Here is an 18,622-nt window from a genome sequence, read left to right as displayed (position 1 = left end):
CGAGATGGACGAACGCGCCCGGCCGCCCGCCCCCGTCGCTCGCCGCGTGCCCGCATGGCAGCGGCGCGCCGTGCTCGTGTGGCTGTTCGCACTCGTCGCATGCGGGATCGCCATTGCCCGCGCGAACTTCACGGCCGACCTGTCCGCATTTCTGCCGCGCGCGCCGAGCGCCGGGCAGCGCGTGCTCGTCGACCAGTTGCGCGACGGCATCGTGTCGCGGCTGATCCTCGTCGCGATCGACGGCGGCGACGCGACCACGCGCGCCGCGCTGTCGCGCCGCGTTGCGGGCACGCTGCGCGCGGACCGGCAATTCTCAGCGGTCAACAACGGCGAGGCCGTGAACGACACGCGCGACCAGCAGTACGTGTTCGACCATCGCTACCTGCTAAGCCCGACGGTCACGCCGCAGCGCTTCAGCGCCGACGGGCTGCACCAGGCGCTCGGCAACAGTCTCGATTTGCTGAGCTCGTCGGCGGGCCTCGTCGCGAAGGCGATGCTGCCGCGCGACCCGACCGGCGAAGTCAGTGCGCTCGTCGACCAGTTCGACAGCGGCGCGCAGCCGGCCATGCGCGACGGCGTGTGGGCGTCGCGCGACGGCACGCGCGCCGTGCTCGTCGTGCAGACGGCCGCCGCCGGCTCCGACACCGATGCGCAGGCACGCGCGATCGACGCGGTGCGCCGCGCGTTCTCCGCCGCGACGCGGGCGCTGCCGAACCCGGCCGCCTACACGCTCGCGCTGACGGGGCCCGGCGTGTTCTCGGTCGAGACGCGCGACACGATCCGGCACGACGTCGAGCGGCTGTCGACGGCGAGCGTCGTGCTGATCGTCGCGCTGCTGCTGACGTTGTATCGCTCGCCGCGCACGCTCGCACTCGGGCTGCTGCCGGTGCTGACGGGCGTTGCGGTCGGCATCGCCGCGGTCAGCATCGCGTTCGGCACGGTCCACGGGCTGACGCTCGGCTTCGGCACGACGCTGATCGGCGAAGCCGTCGACTATTCGATCTACCTGTTCGTGCAATCGGCGCCGGGTGCGGCGCGCGGCGCCGAACGGCCCGCCGACGCGACGCGCGCATGGATCGCCGCATACTGGCCGACGATCCGGCTCGGCGTGCTGACATCCGTGTGCGGCTTCGCGTCGATGCTGTTCTCGGGCTTCCCCGGCCTCGTGCAGCTCGGGCTGTATTCGATCGCCGGGCTGACGTCCGCCGCGCTCGTCACGCGCTTCGTGCTGCCGCACCTGCGGGGCGAGCACGCCGCGATTCGCGACGTGTCGCGCGTGGGCGCCGTGCTCGCATGCGCGGCCGATGCAGCGCCGCGGCTGCGCTGGCCGCTCGCCGTGCTCGTGCTCGCCGCGTGCGCGACGCTCGTGCTGCATCGAGGCGGCCTGTGGAGCCGAGAGCTCGCCGCGCTGAGCCCCGTTCCCGCCCGCGCGCAGGCGCTCGATGCGCGCTTGCGTGCCGACGTCGGCGCACCGGACGTGCGCTACCTCGTCGTGATTTCCGCGCCGACCGAACAGGCTGCGCTCGAACGCGCGGAACGGGTCGCCGCACAATTGCAGCCGCTCGTCGATCGCGGTGCGCTCGCGGGCTTCGAAAGTCCCGCGCGCTATCTGCCGAGCGACGCCGCGCAGCGCGCGCGCCAGGCAAGCCTGCCGGCGCCCGACGTGCTTGCCGCGAGAATGCGTGACGCGGTCGAGAACCAGCCGATCGAGGTCAAGCCCGGGCTGTTCGCCCCGTTCATCGCCGATGTCGACGCCGCGCGTCACGCGCCGCTGCTCACGCGAGCGGATCTGCGCGGCACGTCGATGGCGCTTGCCGTCGACGCGTTACTGACCGAGCACGCCGGCCGCTGGAGCGCGATGCTGCCGCTGCGCGCACCGGACATCGCGCACACCGCCACGCAGCCGTCGCCCGGGCTGGATGCCGCGCCGATCCGCACGGCCGTCGCGCGCGCCGGCGTGCCCGATGCGCTGTTCGTCGACATGAAGGCCGAGGCCGATCGCCTGTACGTAAATTACGTGCACGAGGACATCCGGCTGTCGCTCGCGGGCTTCGCGGCGATCGCCGTGCTGCTGCTGATCGCGCTGCGCTCGCCGCGACGCGTCGTGCGCGCGCTCGCACCGCTCGTCGCGGCCGTGCTGGTGGTGGCCTCGGGCTTCGCGCTCGCCGGCGTGCAGTTGACGATCCTGCACCTCGTCGGGATGCTGCTCATCGTCGCGGTCGGCTCGAACTACGCGCTGTTCTTCTGCAAGCGCGACGACGCGCAGCCGGTCACGCCGTACACGCTCGTATCGCTGCTGATCGCAAACCTCGCGACCGTCGCCGGCTTCGGGCTGCTCGCGCTGTCGCGCGTGCCGCTGCTCGAAACCTTCGGGCTGACCGTCGGCCCCGGCGCGATGCTGGCGCTCGCGTTCGCGGCGATTCTCGCGCCGCACGCCGGTCGCTCGCATCCGCATCCGACCGGAGGTCGTGCATGAACGTGCGCTCATCCGTGTCGTCCGTTGACGACGCGCGCCGCTGGAAGCCGACGCCGCTGATTACGGGCACCGCCGCGCTGCACGTCGGCGCGCTCGCGGCCGTGGTCGCACTGCCGGCCGCGTGGACGTGGGCCGCCGGCGGCGTAGTCGCATCGCATCTCGCGCTGACCGCCGCCGGCCTGTGGCCGCGCAGCACGCTGCTCGGCCCGAACTGGACGCGCCTGCCCGCCGGCGCCGGCCGCCGGATCGCGCTGACGATCGACGACGGCCCGGACCCGGACGTCACGCCGCGCGTGCTCGACCTGCTCGACCGCTACGATGCGCGCGCAACCTTCTTCTGCATCGGCGATCTCGCGCGCCGCCACCCGCAGTGGATCGAAGCGATCGTCGCGCGCGGCCATGCGATCGAAAATCACAGCCAGCGGCACCGGCATACGTTCTCGCTGTCAGGGCCCGCCGCACTGCGGCGCGAGATCGCGGCCGCGCAACAGACGCTGACCGAAATCGCCGGCACGCGCCCGCGGTTCTTCCGCGCGCCGGCCGGCCTGCGCAATCCGTTTCTCGAACCAGTGCTGTGCGAGCTTGGCCTGCAGCTCGCGAGCTGGACGCGGCGCGGCTTCGACACGCGGGCACTCGACGCGGGCACCGTCACGCGCCGCCTGCTGAAAGACCTCGCACCGCGTGACATCCTGCTCGTGCACGACGGCCATGCGGCCCGCGATGCGCGTGGCGAGCCGATCGTGCTCGACGTGCTGCCGGCGGTGCTGCGCGCGGCCGCCGACGCGCAGTTGCACTGGATCACGCTGCGTGCCGCGCTCGAGCCCGGACCGCCCGGCCGGACGGGCATTGCGACACCCCCGTTTGATAAAATCTGATCATGCCCGGCGCGCCCGCCAGCCTCGCTGCGGCGCCCGTTCCGGCCACCGGATGCGACCTTCGTGAAACCTCTCCTGCTCTCGCACTTCACCGCCACCAGCTGCATCGGCCGCGGCCTCGACGCGACGCTCGACGCGCTGCGCAACGCGCGCGGCGGCCTCGTGCCGTGCCACTTCGAACGCGCCGACCTCGACACGTGGATCGGCGCCGTGGACGGCGTCGATGCGCAGCCGGTGCGCTCGGATCTCGCCGATTTCGACTGCCGCAACAACCGCCTCGCGCAACTCGGCCTCGTCCAGGACGGCTTCGACGCGCACGTCGCGGCGGCCATATCGCGCTACGGCGCGGCGCGCGTCGGCGTGTTCATCGGCACGAGCACGTCCGGGATCCTCGAAACCGAACGCGCGTACACGCACCGCGATCCGGCAAGCGGCGCGCTGCCGGCCGGGTTCCGCTATGCGCACACCCACAATCCGTATTCGGTCGCCGCGTTCGTGCGCGCGTATTTCACGCTGCACGGGCCCGCGACGGCGATCTCGTCCGCGTGCTCGTCCGGCGCGAAGGTGTTCGGCTCCGCGCGCCGGATGATCGACGCGGGGCTGATCGACGCGGCCGTCGTCGGCGGGGTCGATTCGTTGTGCCTGACGACGCTGTACGGCTTCAATTCGCTCGAACTGCTGTCGCGCCGGCCGTGCCGGCCGTTCGACGTCGCGCGAGACGGCATCTCGATCGGCGAGGCGGCCGCGTTCGCGCTGCTCGAACGTGTACCCGATTCGCCCGCCGCGCTCGACGACGACGCGATCCTGCTGCTCGGCATCGGCGAATCGAGCGACGCGCATCACATGTCGTCGCCCCATCCGGAAGGACTCGGCGCGCGCATCGCGATCGAACAGGCGCTCGCATCGGCCGGCCTCGACGCGAGCAGGATCGACTACGTGAACCTGCATGGCACCGCGACGCCCAGCAACGATGCCGCCGAAAGCCGGGCGGTCGGCGCGCTGCTCGCGCGTACGCCGTGCAGCTCGACCAAGGGCGCGACCGGCCATACGCTCGGCGCCGCCGGCGCGCTCGAAGCCGTCGTCGCCGCGCTCGCGTTGCGCGAACAGTTCGTGCCGGCCGGCGTCAACACGACGCAACCCGACCCGGCGCTGGGCGCCGACTACGTGCTCGCCAGCCGCGACGCGCGCATCCGCGCCGTCCTGTCCAATTCGTTCGGCTTCGGCGGCACGAATTGCAGCCTGATCCTCGGCCGCGCCGAACCTGCCAGCCGTCGGGAGCCGACATGATGCTGACCGCCTTCATCGAAAGCGTCGGCCTGATCGGGCCGGGACTGAACGACTGGCCGCACGCGGCCGACGTGCTCGCGGGCCGCGCAGCCTATGCGAGCGAGCGCACCGTGCTGCCGCCGCCGGCCGGCCTGCCGCCGGCGGAACGCCGCCGCACCGGCCCCGTCGTGCGCGTCGCGCCCGCGGTGGGTCACGAGGCGGCGGCCGCGAGCGGGCGCGACGCAGCCGCGCTCGCGACCGTGTTCAGCGCATCCGGCGGCGACGGTCAGAATTGCCACGCGATCTGCGAAACGCTCTCCGGCGACGATCGCCAACTGTCGCCCACGCGGTTCCACAACTCGGTGCACAACGCGCCGGCCGGCTACTGGAGCATCGCGGCGCACGCGATGGCGACGTCGAACGTGCTGTGCGCGCACGACGGCAGCTTTTGCGCGGGCCTGCTCGAGAGCCTGTGTCAGGTCGTGGTCGACCGCGTTCCGGTCCTGCTGATCGCGTACGACACCGACTATCCGGAGCCGCTGCACGCGGTACGGCCGATCGTCGACGCATTCGGCGTCGCACTCGTGCTCGCACCCGACGCGACCGAGCGCACGCTCGCGCGCATCGACGCGCGGTTGACCGACGCACCGGCTACCACGCTCGCAAACGCCGGGTTCGAAGCGCTGCGCACCGGCAATCCGGCCGCACGCGCGTATCGGGCAGATAGTCGAGCACGATGCGCGCGTGCAGGTCGATGTCGCGATGCAGGACGGCGCCGCGGAGCACGCCCAATGACCACGCCCGCATCGACACGGATGCTCACGCCCGATCGCGCGTGGATCGCCGCGCATATCCCGCACGACGGCGCGATGTGCCTGCTCGATCGCGTCGACGCATGGGATGCCGCACGAATCCGCTGCAGCGCGACGAGCCATCGCGATCCGCACAATCCGCTGCGTTCGCAAGGCCGGCTCGCGTCGGTCTGTGGAATCGAATATGCCGCGCAGGCAATGGCCGTGCACGGCGCGCTGCTCGGCACGCAGCAGCCGGAGCAGCCGGAACAAACGAAACAAACGCGCCCGCGCGTCGGCTATCTCGCCAGCGTGCGCAACGTCGACGCATTCGTCGGCCGGCTCGACACGCTCGAGTTGCCGCTGACCATCGAGGCCGAGCGCATCGGCGGCGACGGCCGCTCCGTGCTGTACGGCTTCACGCTGCGCTGCGGCGAGCGCATGCTGCTCAGCGGCCGTGCCGCCGTGATGCTCGATGCATCGGCGGCCGGCGCATTTCGTCCGTCGCCCGCCGGCGACGCCGATCCCCGATGAATTTGCCCAGGGAAATCAGGTCGTGAAAGCACGTCAGTTCATTAGCACCGCGCTCGTTCTCGCGCTGATCAGCCCGATCGCGCACGCGGACATGTCCGAAGTGAAGCAGGACATCAAACGGGATTCGAAGGAAGCCGCCCACAAGACCGGCGAGGTCGCACGCGGCTTCGGTCATGCGACCGCTAGCGCTGCGAAGACGGTCGGCCACGGCATCGCGCATGCGTCGCGCGAAGGCTGGGATGCCACCAAGCGCACGACAAAGCGGATCTTCCACAAGAGCGATTCGGGCGAAGGCGCGCAGAAGAAGAGCGATTGAACGCGGGCGGTACGCGCACCTCCGATCGGATGCGCGAGGTGCGGCACGACGCGCGAATCGCGCCGCCGCACCGCCGCCGTCATCTCGCGCCGCTGCGGGTGCGACGCGCCGGCCCGCGCGCGAGGCACTTGCCGTACGCGACGAACCAGCAATCGCGATGATCGAAGTTGCGCAGCAGTCGCGCGCGGCGCCGCTCCAGCCAGTGAAGCGCGATCGCCATCGTCAGCGCGACGGCCAGTGCCGAGCCGCCGATCGCGAGTCCCATCCAGGTGTCGCCCATGCGTCCTCCGGAATGCGAGGCCGGGGCCGCGCGCGTGCGCGCCGCCCCGGCGCTGGATACAGCGGGAGCGCGGCCCGGACACGCGCGCGAACGCCGCCTGGGCCGCCGCGTGTCAGTGCATGTGCTGGCCGCCGTTGATCGCGATGTTGGAGCCCGTCACGAAGCCCGCTTCCTCGGAGCAGAGATACGCGACCAGCGCCGCGACTTCCTCCGGCTGACCGAGCCGTCCCGCCGGGATCTGCGGAAGGATCTTCGTATCGAGGATGTCCTGCGGGATCGCCGTCACCATCTTCGTCGCGAGGTAGCCCGGCGACACCGTGTTCACCGTCACGCCCTTGCGCGCGATCTCGAGTGCGAGCGATTTCGTGAAGCCGTGCATGCCCGCCTTCGCGGCCGCATAGTTGGTCTGGCCGACCGAGCCCTTCGAGCCATTGACCGACGAGATGTTGACGATGCGGCCCCAACCGCGCTCGACCATGCTGTCGCAGACCGGCTTGGTCATGTTGAACACGGAATCGAGGTTGGTCCGGATCACCGCATCCCAGTTGACCTTGTCGAGCTTGCGCAGCGTCATGTCGCGCGTGATGCCCGCATTGTTCACCAGAATGTCGACCGGGCCGACGTCCCGGGCGATCTTCTCGATGCACAGCCGGCACGAGTCGTAATCGGCTACGTCGACGGGATACGCGTGGAATTCGCGGCCGGCCGCGTGCATCTCGGTCAGCCAGCGATCGGCGCCGGCATTGTTCGGCGAATACGTGACGACGACCCGGTGACCCGCATCGTGCAACCGGATGCTGACCGCTTCACCGAGACCGCCCATTCCACCTGTCACAACTGCAATTCGCTTAGTCATCCTATAAGTTACAGACAAAGAAAGTAGTCAATGACGCGGAGCGACGACATGGCACATGCTGTCGCCCCACCGCTGGGGTGCGCGCCCACCCTTGGCGGGCAGGCGTGCACCGGAACATCACGCTTGTTGTTGGTTGCTTGTTCCGCGCGAAAACCGTTTCGCGCGCGTGCGGCGCAGGCCGGCGCCGCACACGCGCGACATCGTCGTCAGACCTCTGCGCGAGGCCCTGCTCAGCCGCGCTCGACCGCGAGTGCGACGCCCATCCCGCCGCCGATGCACAGCGACGCCAGCCCGCGCTTCGCGTCGCGCTTGACCATCTCGTGCAGCAGCGTCACCAGGATCCGGCAGCCCGATGCCCCGATCGGGTGACCGATCGCGATCGCTCCGCCGTTCACGTTCACCTTCGACGTGTCCCACCCCATCTGCTTGTGCACCGCCAGCGCCTGCGCCGCGAATGCCTCGTTGATTTCCATCAGGTCCAGGTCGCCCGGCGTCCACCCCGCACGCTCCAGACAGCGGCGCGAAGCCGGCACCGGACCCATCCCCATCACGCTCGGATCCACCCCCGCGTTCGCGTACGCCTTGATCCGCGCAAGCGGCGTCAGGCCAAGGGCCGCCGCCTTCTGCGCCGACATCACCAGCACCGCTGCCGCGCCGTCGTTCAGACCCGACGCGTTCGCCGCCGTCACCGAGCCGTCCTTCGAGAACGCCGGCTTCAGCCCCGACAGCGATTCCGCCGTCACGCCGTGACGCACGAATTCGTCCGTCGCGAACTGCAGCGGCTCGCCCTTGCGCTGCGGAATCGACACCGGCACGATCTCGTCGTTGAAACGACCGGCCTTCTGCGCGGCTTCCGCCTTGTTCTGCGACAACGCCGCAAATGCGTCCTGCTCTTCGCGCGTGATCCCGTATTCCTTCGCCACGTTCTCCGCCGTGATGCCCATGTGGTACTGGTTGTACACGTCCCACAGACCGTCGACGATCATCGTGTCGACCAGCTTCGCGTCGCCCATCCGGAACCCGTCTCGCGAGCCCGGCAGCACGTGCGGCGACGCGCTCATGTTTTCCTGGCCGCCTGCGATCACGATCTCCGCGTCGCCCGCCGCGATCGCGTTCGCCGCCAGCATCACGGCCTTCAGGCCCGAGCCGCACACCTTGTTGATCGTCATCCCCGGCACGGCATTCGGCAGGCCGGCCTTGATCAGCGACTGGCGCGCCGGGTTCTGCCCCGAACCTGCCGTCAGCACCTGACCCATGATCACTTCGCTCACCTGATCGGGCTTCACGCCCGAGCGCTCCAGCACCGCGCGAATCACCGTCGCGCCCAGTTCCGGTGCCGCAACCTTCGCGAGCGAGCCGCCGAATTTGCCGACCGCGGTCCGCGCGGCCGATACGATCACTACGTCCGTCATGTTCAATTCCTGCATCGAAATCAATGGGGCGATCCGTATTGCGTCCCGGTGCCGGCATGGCGACCGTGGCACGCAAGCGCCACGCGCCCCGGATGCGGCTGCATGTTCACGCGCTCATGCGCGCGGCACACCCGCATGATCCGGCCGTGCCCGGATACGCTATGGCGAACCGGACGTTCGCCGACCGCCACGCGGCACACGCGGCGGCCAACGCCATCCGGCGCCGGTCAATCGTGTCGCGCCGATGCGCGACACGCGATCATGCTGCCGATTCGCGCGGAGCGGCTTCCTTGCGTGCGGCGGCCGTCTGCTTGCCGCCGCGCGCCGCCGTTTCGCTGACCGCGTCGAAGCCGCTTTGCGCGGCCTCGATCGCCTGCCCAGCCGCTGCGCGCACGGAGTCGGCCGCGGCCGTTGCCGCGGACAGTGCCGAGTTCAGCGCGGCGACCACCGGAGCCGAGCCGGCCGGCGCATGCTTCGTCAGTTCGCCGAACACGTCCTTCACGCGCTTGTCGGTCTGCTCGTACTGCGCCTGGGCGACCTTCGACCACTCGGCCTGCGTCGACACCGCGATGTCGAACAGATGGCGGCTGTACGCGACGGCCTTGCCGGCGGCTTCCTGCGGTGCGGCCACTTGCTGCGCCAAGCCGGCAGCCGGGTTGCTGGCGTTGAATGCGTTCTTCAGCTTGTCCTCGTACTCTTCAAGCGCCGTCTTGGCCACTTGCAGGTTGAGTTCGACGACGGCCTCGAAACCGTGGATTGCCGGACGGGCAATTGCGAACCACGCGGCAATTCCGGACTGGTAATCGGCGGCGAATTTTTCGGGGGCAAATACGGACATCGGGCACGCTCCTGTTGGCAATGCGAGAGACGACGTAAAGAAAATGGGAGCCAGGTCGAGTGCCTGCCCCCTTATTCGCGACCCGCACGCCATTGAATGCGGGAAGCTGAGAATCGCCATTCTAGAGGCATTAATTGTCAATTAAATGGCATCAATGCTAGGTGAAAACCCTTATAAGGGGAGTAACCGTTGGCGGCAGGCCTGGCGCACACAACGGAGGTCGATTCACAAGTCACTGTTTCATAATGGCTTTTACCTTTTCAAGCCTAACGCACCGCGATCGCTCGCAACATTTACCCCGCCATTATTCCCGTTATTAGAAAAAAGGTTGGCATTGAAACGGATAACGCCACCCGTGTAATCGTTTTTACAGATTTATTTTGAAACCGTTTACGGGATTATTAATGACGAATTCAATGATCCGATGAATTACGACGCGCGACTACGGCATCGGCCTCACCCGGCCAATTCGCGATGCAGCGCGCGAAACTCCTGCGCGAGCTTGTGCGCCGGTTCGAGATGGATCACCGGCGTCGATTGCTGATGCGACTCGCGGATCTTCACCGACGCCGACAGCTTCGACGCCAGCACCGGCAGCCCTTCGTCGACGAGTTCGTCGACCAGCCGCTGCGGCAGGCTCGCGCGCGGCTGGAACTGATTGATGACGATCCCTTCGACCTCGAGCGCTGCGTTGTGGTCCTGCTGGATTTCCTTGACGTTCTCGAGCAACGTGTACAGCGCGCGACGCGAGAAGTCGTCGCAGTCGAACGGGATCAGGCAGCGCTCGACCGCGATCAGAGCCGAGCGCGTGTAGAAGTTCAGCGCGGGCGGCGTATCGATGTAGACGGCATCGTAGGTGTCGAGCTCGTTCAGCGCGTCGCGCAGCTTGTAGATCTTGTAGCGCGATTCCAGCTTGCCGTGCAGCGTGTCGAGATCCGGATGCGCGGGCATCATGTCGAGACCTTCGAACGGGGTCGGATGGATGAACGATGCGACGTCGACCGGCCGGAAGTTGAACGTCAGCGCGGTCTCGAAGAATTCGGCGGCGCCGGGATGCGCGTCGGCCGCGCCATCGCCAAGCAGGTAGCGCGTGGAATTCGCCTGCGCGTCGAGGTCGATGACGAGCGTGCGCAGCCCTTCACTCGCGCTGATCGCCGCCAGGTTGCAGACGATTGTCGATTTGCCTACGCCGCCTTTCTGGTTGAATACGACCCGCCGCATTGTGTCCCCTTCGATTGAAACGTCGAAAGATCCAGCTTAGCCGGTCAATAATGGCGGCCACGTGACATCCGTCAGATCCGCGGCAACGTGCCCGATACATGACGGTTGCCCGGCACGCTCCACCGCCACGGCAGATCCGTGCCGACGCGAATACCGATGCGCGGGCCGCCCGCCAGATTCGCGGGCGGCGCCATGCCGTCGTCCACGATCGCGAAGCCGTCGCGGGCGACGACCAGGTCGGCGCCGTCCTGCGCGCCGCCGATGCCGAGTGCCTGGGTCAGCCGCGCCGGACCGCGGCACAGATCGCGATCACGTGTCAGCGGCGGCCGTGCCGCGCGCATCCGTTCGAGCCCCTGCAACGGTTCCAGCGCTCGAATCAGCACGCCCGTGCCGGTGCCGTCCGGCCCGCACACGCAATTGCAGCACCAGTGCATCCCGTACGTGAAATAGACGTACATATGCCCGGGCGGCCCGAACATCGTCGCATTGCGCGGCGTCTTGCCGCGATACGTGTGCGCGGCCGGGTCGATCGCGCCGGCATAGGCTTCCACTTCGACGATCCGGCCCGCGCGGCCGTCCGCTGCCGCGAGAATCTTGTTCAGCAGTTGCGGCGCGACTTCGGTGGCCGAGCGATCGAAGAACGCGCGCGGCAACAACGTCCCCGGCCAGTCGGGTGCGCGCTTATTTCGCGTCATTCCGCCCCTCCGGCTGTCCGCTGCAGGAAACCTCCTGCGCCGCCAAATGAAGCCGACGATACGCTTCGACCAGTTCGTCGAGACTGAATGCGCGGTTTCTGCCGCTCGGGTTCGGCAGGATCCAGACGGTCGCGCGCTGCATGCGTGCCGGTTGCAGCCCCCATGCGATCTCGCGTTGCCCGGACAGCGCCGCGTAGGCGGCCTTGCCCAGGAACGCGACGAAGCGCGGCGCGTAACGTTCGAGCTTCTGCCCGAAGACGTCCGCGGCGGCGGCAAATTCGTCGTGCGACAACTGATCTGCGCTCGCCGTCGGCCGCGGCACGACCGCCGTCAGCCCGCAGCCGTATCCAAGTATCGTCCGGTCGTCCTGCGGCGCGATTTCGTCCGGCGTGAAGCCCGCGAGATGCAGCACGCGCCAGAAGCGGTTGCTCCTTCCCGCGAAGTGATGGCCGGTCGCGGCCGCGGTCATGCCGGGGTTGATCCCGCAGAACAGCACGTCGAGATGCGGGGCGATGATGTCGGGAAGTGCGTCTGCCACGTTCGGCCTCGCGCATGAGGGGCGTAAACGAAAAAAGACCCGAAGATCCACGCCAGGCAATTCGCCTGGCCCGGACATTCGGGCCCTTTCCTGTGCGGAATACCGACGTGATGCTTAGAACGGGATATCGTCGTCCATCTCGTCGAAGCCGCCGCCTGCCGGCGCGCTCGGACGGCTCTGGCCGCCGCCTGCACCGCCGCGCGGCGCTGCGCCGGCACGACCACCGCCACCACCACCGCGCTCCATCTGTTCGCCGCCGCGACCGCCGCCACCACCACCGTAGCCGCCGCCGTAACCGCCTTCGTCACCACCACCACCGCCGCCGCCCGCACCGCCGCGGCCGCCGAGCATCTGCATTTGATCCGCGACGATTTCGGTCGAATAGCGATCCTGGCCGTCCTGGCCTTGCCACTTGCGCGTGCGGATGCGGCCTTCGATATAGACCGACGAGCCCTTCTTCAGGTACTCGCTGACGATTTCGGCGAGACGGCCGAAAAACGCGACGCGGTGCCACTCGGTCATTTCCTTGAAATCGCCGCTCGCCTTGTCCTTGTAGCGATCGGTCGTTGCGAGACGAATGTTCGCAACCGCGTCGCCGCTCGGCAGGTAACGGACTTCAGGATCGGCGCCGAGATTGCCGACGAGGATGACCTTGTTGACGGATGCCATGTGTTTCTCCAGTAAATTCGATGCGGGGCCGCCCGCGAAAGTCGTCGGAGCGGCCCGCCGGGCAAGCCGGCGAGCGCCGCCGGTGCGTGCCCGAAAAGAAGGTTCAGGCCTTGCGCGGCGGCGGCGCTTTCATGCTGGCCGCGATTATAAGCCACGCGGCAACGAGCCCCGAGCACGCATAAAAGACGGTATCCGCACCGCCGTGCTTCAGCAGCCAGCCGCCCGCGATGCCGCCGAGCGCGAGCCCGATCGACTGCGTGGTGTTGTAGACGCCCGTGGCCGCGCCCTTGCGCGAACCGGGCGCTAGCTTCGATACGAGCGACGGCTGCGACGCTTCCAGGATGTTGAAACCCAGGAAGTAGATGAAAAGAATCGCCGCCACAATCAGGATGGTATGCGGCGCGCTGCCCAGCAGCAATTGGCCGATCAGGATAGCCAGGATGCCGCCGAGCAGCACCGGCTTCATCTTGCCCCGTTTTTCCGCGACGATGATCGCGGGGACCATCATCACGAACGCGAGCCCCATTACCGGCAGGTAGACCTTCCAGTGCGACGCGACCGGCAGCCCGCCGTCGACCAGCAGGCGCGGCACGACGAGGAACAGCGCCGTCTGCGTCGCGTGCAGCACCAGCACGCCGAAGTTCAGGCGCAGCAGCTCGACGTTGTGCAGTACCTCGGCGAACGGCGCGGGCACGTGCACTGGCTTCGCCGCGTCAGGCACGATCCACAGCACGACGCCGATCGCGAGGATCGACAGCACGCCGACGATCGCGAACAGGCCGCTCATCCCGACCCAGTGGAACACGATCGGCGCGCCGACGATCGCGACCGCGAACGACACGCCGATCGAGCCGCCGACCATCGCCATCGCCTTGGTGCGGTTCTGCTCGGAGGTCAGGTCGGCGATGAACGCGAGCACCGCGGACGACACGGCGCCCATCCCCTGGATCACGCGGCCGACGATGATCCACGTGATGTCGTGCGCAGACGCGGCGACGAAGCTGCCGAGCGCAAAGATCAGCAGGCCGGTGGCAATCACGGGCTTGCGGCCGAACTTGTCGGACGCCCAGCCGTAGAAGATGTACAACAGCGACTGCGTGACGCCGTAGGCCCCGAGCGCGAGGCCGACGAGCAGCACGTTGTCGCCGCCCGGGATGGTTTTCGCGTAGACAGAGAACACCGGCATGATCATGAACAGGCCGAGCATGCGCAGTGCGAAGATTGCCGCGAGCGACGTGGTCGCGCGCAGTTCGGGCGCGCTCATGCGGGAAGACGTGGCGGACGGATTGGACATCGGGAATGAATTTCGAATGATCGGATTGTCCGCCCGGCGGCGGGCGGCGGAAGATCAGGGCCACCGGCCTGGCAGGCCGGGCAAGTCGCTTGCCGGACCATGACGCAGGCAGCCTGCGAGCCGTGCGGCACGGCCGTTTTCCCGGCGCGGGACTGCCTTGCTGCCAGCTGCTGCCGAGGCTGGGGGCCCCCAACGACGGCCTCGAAAAGCCGTTATAGTAGCAGGTTTGGTTCCCTCCATTTTCGCCAGGTTCATGGAACAGATCCGTATCCGTGGGGCACGTACCCACAACCTGAAAAACGTCAATCTCGACCTGCCGCGCCACAAGCTCGTCGTGATTACCGGGTTGTCCGGGTCAGGCAAGTCGTCGCTCGCGTTCGACACCCTATATGCCGAAGGGCAGCGCCGCTACGTCGAAAGCCTGTCCGCGTACGCCCGCCAGTTCCTGCAACTGATGGAGAAGCCCGACGTCGACCTGATCGAGGGCCTGTCGCCCGCGATCTCGATCGAGCAGAAGGCGACATCCCACAACCCGCGTTCGACCGTCGGCACGGTCACCGAGATCCACGACTACCTGCGACTTTTGTTCGCACGTGTCGGCACGCCGTACTGCCCCGACCACGACATCCCGCTCGAGGCGCAGAGCGTGTCGCAGATGGTCGACGCCGCGCTCGCGCTGCCCGAGGAAACCAAGTTGATGATCCTCGCGCCGGTCGTCGCGAACCGCAAGGGCGAGCACGCCGAGCTGTTCGAGGACATGCAGGCCCAGGGCTTCGTGCGCTTTCGCGTGCGCTCGGGCGGCGGCACCGCGAACGAAGGCGTCGCGAAGATCTACGAGGTCGAGTCGCTGCCGAAGCTGAAGAAGAACGACAAGCACACGATCGACGTCGTCGTCGATCGCCTGAAGGTCCGCCCGGACATGAAGCAGCGCCTCGCGGAATCGTTCGAGACCGCGCTGCGGCTCGCCGACGGCCGCGCGATCGCACTCGAGATGGATACCGACCGCGAGCACCTGTTCAGCTCGAAGTTCGCGTGCCCGATCTGCTCGTATTCGCTGCAGGAGCTCGAGCCGCGGCTGTTCTCGTTCAACAACCCGATGGGCGCATGCCCGGAATGCGACGGCCTCGGCCAGATCACGTTCTTCGATCCGAAGCGGGTCGTCGCGCACCCGTCGCTGTCGCTCGCCGCGGGCGCCGTGAAAGGCTGGGACCGCCGCAACCAGTTCTACTTCCAGATGCTGCAGAGCCTCGCGGCGTTCTACGAATTCGACATCGACGCCGCCTTCGAGGATCTGCCTGAAAAGATCCGCAAGGTGCTGCTGTTCGGCTCGGGCAAGCAGACGATCCCGTTCTCGTACATCAACGAGCGCGGTCGCACGACGATCCGCGAGCACGTGTTCGAAGGGATCATCCCGAACCTCGAGCGCCGCTACCGCGAGACCGACTCGGTCGCGGTGCGCGAAGAGCTGTCGAAGTACCAGAACAACCAGCCGTGCCCGTCGTGCGAAGGCACGCGCCTGCGCCGCGAAGCGCGCCACGTGCGCGTCGGCACCGGCGACTACGCGCGCGGCATCTACGAAATCAGCGGCTGGCCGCTGCGCGACGCGCTCGGCTACTTCGACGGCCTGACGCTCGACGGCGCGAAGCGCGAGATCGCCGACAAGGTGATCAAGGAAATCGTCGCGCGCCTGACCTTCCTGAACAACGTCGGCCTCGACTACCTGTCGCTCGAGCGCAGTGCGGAAACCCTGTCGGGCGGCGAGGCGCAGCGGATCCGGCTCGCGTCGCAGATCGGCTCGGGCCTGACCGGCGTGATGTACGTGCTCGACGAGCCGTCGATCGGCCTGCACCAGCGCGACAACGACCGCCTGATCGGTACGCTCAAGCACCTGCGCGACCTCGGCAACTCGGTGATCGTCGTCGAGCACGACGAGGACATGATCCGCACGGCCGACTACGTCGTCGACATGGGTCCGGGCGCCGGCGAACACGGCGGCGTGGTGGTCGCCGAAGGCACGCCGAAGCAGGTGCAGGCGAACCCGCAGTCGCTGACGGGCCAGTACCTCGTCGGCAAGCGCACGATCGAGTATCCGGACGAGCGCCTCGCGCCCGATCCCGAGCGGATGCTGCGCATCGTCGACGCGCACGGCAACAACCTGCAGCACGTCGATCTCGAACTGCCGGTCGGCCTGCTGACCTGCATCACCGGCGTGTCGGGCTCCGGCAAGTCGACGCTGATCAACGACACGCTGTATCACGCGGTCGCGCGCCACCTGTACGGCTCGTCGGCCGAGCCGGCAGCGCACGAGGCGATCGAGGGGCTCGAGCACTTTGACAAGGTGATCAACGTCGACCAGTCGCCGATCGGCCGCACGCCACGTTCGAACCCGGCCACCTACACGGGCCTGTTCACGCCGATCCGCGAGCTGTTCTCGGGCGTGCCGACCGCGAAGGAGCGCGGCTACGACCCGGGCCGCTTCTCGTTCAACGTGAAGGGCGGCCGCTGCGAGTCGTGCCAGGGCGACGGCGTGCTGAAGGTCGAGATGCACTTCCTGCCGGACGTCTACGTGCCGTGCGACGTATGCCACGGCAAGCGCTACAACCGCGAAACGCTCGAGGTCCAGTACAAGGGCAAGAACATCAGCGAAGTGCTCGACATGACGGTCGAACACGCGTATGAATTCTTCAGCGCGGTGCCGGTCATCGCGCGCAAGCTGAAGACGCTGCTCGACGTGGGTCTCGGCTACATCCGCCTCGGCCAGTCGGCCACGACGCTGTCGGGCGGCGAGGCGCAGCGCGTGAAGCTGTCGCTGGAGCTGTCCAAGCGCGACACCGGCCGCACACTGTACATCCTCGACGAGCCGACCACCGGCCTGCACTTCCACGACATCGCGCTGCTGCTCGAGGTGATCCACCGGCTGCGCGACCAGGGCAACACGGTCGTGATCATCGAGCACAACCTCGACGTGATCAAGACGGCCGACTGGGTGATCGACCTCGGCCCCGAGGGCGGCGCCGGCGGCGGCCAGATCATCGCGCAGGGTACGCCCGAGCAAGTCGCGAAGACCAAGGCCAGCTTCACCGGCAAGTACCTCGCTCCGCTGCTCAAACGCGCGACCCGCAAGGCGGCGGCCGGCTGACGGCGCCCCCTTCTACCGTGCGCGGCCGCCCGGCCCGCGCACGGTTCGGGCCCGCGACGGCGCCCGCCCCCGCGGTTTCCCTTCAGTGGTTTTCCCTTCTGCGTTTACACCATGAGCCAAACTGCCTCATGGCGGGCCATAATGGCAGCTATACTTTACGGTCGTAAGATTCGCCGTCCGCACCAAACCGGTGCGATGCCCGGCGAACGCCGCTCTGCCGCCCATCGCGCGGCATGACACACGAACGACAGGAATCCACGATGGAGAAGCAACAAGAGTCGCGCGACGCGCAGAACCGCGAGCCGCACCTGCGCAGCGTGCGGCTGACGAGCGACTTCAGCCTGCCGAAGTTGTCGGCGATCGAGATCGGCAGCTACCTGTTCGCCCTCGTCTCGATGGTGCTCGTCATCGAACTGCGGCTCCTCGGCGGGCTGCTGGCCGGCATGCTGGTCTACCAGCTCATCCACACGATCGCGCCGGTGATCGAACGCCACACCACCAGCATGCGGGCGCGCTGGGTCGCCGTCGTGCTGCTGTCGATCGCGATCGTCGGCGGGCTCACCGGCCTGACGATCGGCATCATCGAACACTTCGAGCACACGGTGCCGAACCTGCAGACCCTGCTCGGCCAGCTGATGCAGATCGTCGAGCAAACGCGCGCGCGCACGCCGGCGTGGATCGCGAACCTGCTGCCCGTCGACGTCGAACAGATGAAGACCAAGGCGGCGGTGCTGATGCACTCCCACATGGATCAGCTCCAGCAAGGCGGCAAGAGCGTCGCGCGCGGCTTCGGCCACGTGGTGTTCGGGATGATCATCGGCGCGATGATCGCGATCGGCGTCGAGCACGGCAAGGTGCGGCGGCCGCTGTCGACCGCCCTCGTCACGCGCGTGTCGCGCTTTGCCGAATCGTTCCGCCGGATCGTGTTCGCGCAGATCAAGATCTCGGCGATCAACGCTGCCTTCACGGCCATCTATCTGCTCGTCGCACTGCCGATTTTCCACCAGCAGCTGCCGCTGTCGAAAACGCTGGTGCTCGTGACCTTCATCGTCGGCCTGCTGCCGGTGATCGGCAACCTGATCTCGAACACACTGATCGTCGCGGTGTCGCTGTCGGTCAGCATGGGCACCGCGATCGCGTCGCTCGCGTTCCTCGTGGTCATCCACAAGTTCGAATACTTCCTGAACGCGAAGATCATCGGCGGCCAGATCGAGTCGCGCGCGTGGGAACTGCTGCTCGCGATGCTGATCATGGAAGCCGCGTTCGGGCTCCCCGGCGTGATCGCCGCGCCGATCTTCTATGCGTACCTGAAGCGCGAGCTGTACATGTTGCGGCTGATCTGACGCCACGCACGTCGCACAACAAAAAACGCCGCGCCCCAAAAAGGGCGCGGCGTTTTTGTGTGTGGGGACCGCCATCCGG

At 67.9% G+C, this 18,622-nt stretch carries 16 protein-coding genes and 1 pseudogene; 8 read left to right on the top strand and 9 right to left on the bottom strand.

Annotation, left to right across the window (positions count from 1 at the left end; translation table 11 throughout):
- The first annotated feature begins 4 nt into the window (after nt 1-4).
- The 6 genes and pseudogenes from J7024_RS20250 (at nt 5) to J7024_RS20225 (ending at nt 6,258) form a co-directional block, all read left to right on the top strand.
- Entirely contained in the window at nt 5-2,476 is a 2,472-nt protein-coding gene (locus J7024_RS20250; RefSeq protein WP_234745398.1) for an MMPL family transporter, read from the top strand.
- Nucleotides 2,473-3,351 (top strand): polysaccharide deacetylase family protein, encoded by an 879-nt coding sequence (locus J7024_RS20245; protein WP_124829077.1) that lies wholly within the window; start codon nt 2,473-2,475, stop codon nt 3,349-3,351. The genes J7024_RS20250 and J7024_RS20245 overlap by 4 nt, the downstream gene beginning before the upstream one ends.
- 63 nt (nt 3,352-3,414) lie before the next feature.
- Entirely contained in the window at nt 3,415-4,638 is a 1,224-nt protein-coding gene (locus J7024_RS20240; RefSeq protein ID WP_124829079.1) for a beta-ketoacyl-[acyl-carrier-protein] synthase family protein, read from the top strand.
- Nucleotides 4,635-5,412: pseudogene (locus J7024_RS20235) on the top strand (beta-ketoacyl synthase chain length factor). The gene J7024_RS20240 and the pseudogene J7024_RS20235 overlap by 4 nt, the downstream one beginning before the upstream one ends.
- The gene (locus J7024_RS20230) at nt 5,409-5,942 is read left to right on the top strand and encodes a hotdog family protein (RefSeq protein ID WP_124829083.1); all 534 of its coding nucleotides are present in this window, start codon (nt 5,409-5,411) and stop codon (nt 5,940-5,942) included. Before J7024_RS20235 ends, J7024_RS20230 begins: the two are co-directional and overlap by 4 nt.
- Nucleotides 5,943-5,964: 22 nt before the next feature.
- The gene (locus J7024_RS20225; RefSeq protein ID WP_175751290.1) at nt 5,965-6,258 is read left to right on the top strand and encodes a hypothetical protein; all 294 of its coding nucleotides are present in this window, start codon (nt 5,965-5,967) and stop codon (nt 6,256-6,258) included.
- A gap of 79 nt (nt 6,259-6,337) precedes the next feature.
- Here the strand turns inward: J7024_RS20225 and J7024_RS20220 are convergent, their stop codons facing one another.
- The 9 genes from J7024_RS20220 to J7024_RS20180 form a co-directional block, all read right to left on the bottom strand.
- A complete protein-coding gene (locus J7024_RS20220; RefSeq protein ID WP_059465802.1) occupies nt 6,338-6,538 on the bottom strand; it encodes a hypothetical protein in 201 nt (66 codons plus the stop codon).
- A 112-nt stretch (nt 6,539-6,650) separates the two neighbouring features.
- The gene (phbB, locus tag J7024_RS20215; protein WP_124829087.1) at nt 6,651-7,394 is read right to left on the bottom strand and encodes an acetoacetyl-CoA reductase; all 744 of its coding nucleotides are present in this window, start codon (nt 7,392-7,394) and stop codon (nt 6,651-6,653) included.
- Nucleotides 7,395-7,624: 230 nt separating this feature from the next.
- Nucleotides 7,625-8,806, bottom strand: coding sequence for an acetyl-CoA C-acetyltransferase (locus J7024_RS20210; protein WP_199568527.1), 1,182 nt, complete (start codon nt 8,804-8,806; stop codon nt 7,625-7,627).
- A 259-nt stretch (nt 8,807-9,065) separates the two neighbouring features.
- Entirely contained in the window at nt 9,066-9,644 is a 579-nt protein-coding gene (gene phaP / locus J7024_RS20205; protein ID WP_175752494.1) for a TIGR01841 family phasin, read from the bottom strand.
- Nucleotides 9,645-10,100: 456 nt separating this feature from the next.
- Nucleotides 10,101-10,865: a ParA family protein gene (locus J7024_RS20200; protein ID WP_124831019.1), complete on the bottom strand. Its 765-nt coding sequence runs from the start codon at nt 10,863-10,865 to the stop codon at nt 10,101-10,103.
- 71 nt (nt 10,866-10,936) lie between these two features.
- Nucleotides 10,937-11,560 carry a DNA-3-methyladenine glycosylase gene (locus J7024_RS20195; RefSeq protein ID WP_124831018.1) on the bottom strand — a complete coding sequence of 208 codons (624 nt, stop codon included), beginning with the start codon at nt 11,558-11,560 and terminating at the stop codon, nt 10,937-10,939.
- A complete protein-coding gene (mug, locus tag J7024_RS20190; RefSeq protein WP_124831022.1) occupies nt 11,547-12,098 on the bottom strand; it encodes a G/U mismatch-specific DNA glycosylase in 552 nt (183 codons plus the stop codon). Before mug ends, J7024_RS20195 begins: the two co-directional genes overlap by 14 nt.
- A gap of 114 nt (nt 12,099-12,212) precedes the next feature.
- Complete coding sequence (locus J7024_RS20185; protein ID WP_124831017.1) at nt 12,213-12,767, bottom strand: single-stranded DNA-binding protein; 555 nt, start codon at nt 12,765-12,767, stop codon at nt 12,213-12,215.
- A 103-nt stretch (nt 12,768-12,870) separates the two neighbouring features.
- Nucleotides 12,871-14,061: an MFS transporter gene (locus J7024_RS20180; protein WP_199568529.1), complete on the bottom strand. Its 1,191-nt coding sequence runs from the start codon at nt 14,059-14,061 to the stop codon at nt 12,871-12,873.
- A 253-nt stretch (nt 14,062-14,314) separates the two neighbouring features.
- Here J7024_RS20180 and uvrA point away from each other — a divergent pair, with 253 nt between their 5' ends.
- On the top strand, nt 14,315-17,200 hold the full coding sequence (gene uvrA / locus J7024_RS20175; RefSeq protein ID WP_124827907.1) for an excinuclease ABC subunit UvrA: 2,886 nt from the start codon (nt 14,315-14,317) through the stop codon (nt 17,198-17,200).
- Between the two features lie 260 nt (nt 17,201-17,460).
- Complete coding sequence (locus J7024_RS20170; RefSeq protein WP_175750995.1) at nt 17,461-18,543, top strand: AI-2E family transporter; 1,083 nt, start codon at nt 17,461-17,463, stop codon at nt 18,541-18,543.
- Nucleotides 18,544-18,622: the final 79 nt, after the last annotated feature.

Source organism: Burkholderia sp. WTPI3 (genome assembly GCF_021483755.1).
Classification (GTDB): Bacteria; Pseudomonadota; Gammaproteobacteria; order Burkholderiales; family Burkholderiaceae; genus Burkholderia.
The sequence above is the reverse complement of the archived record's forward strand: the minus strand, read 5'-3'. Positions and strand labels throughout refer to the sequence as shown.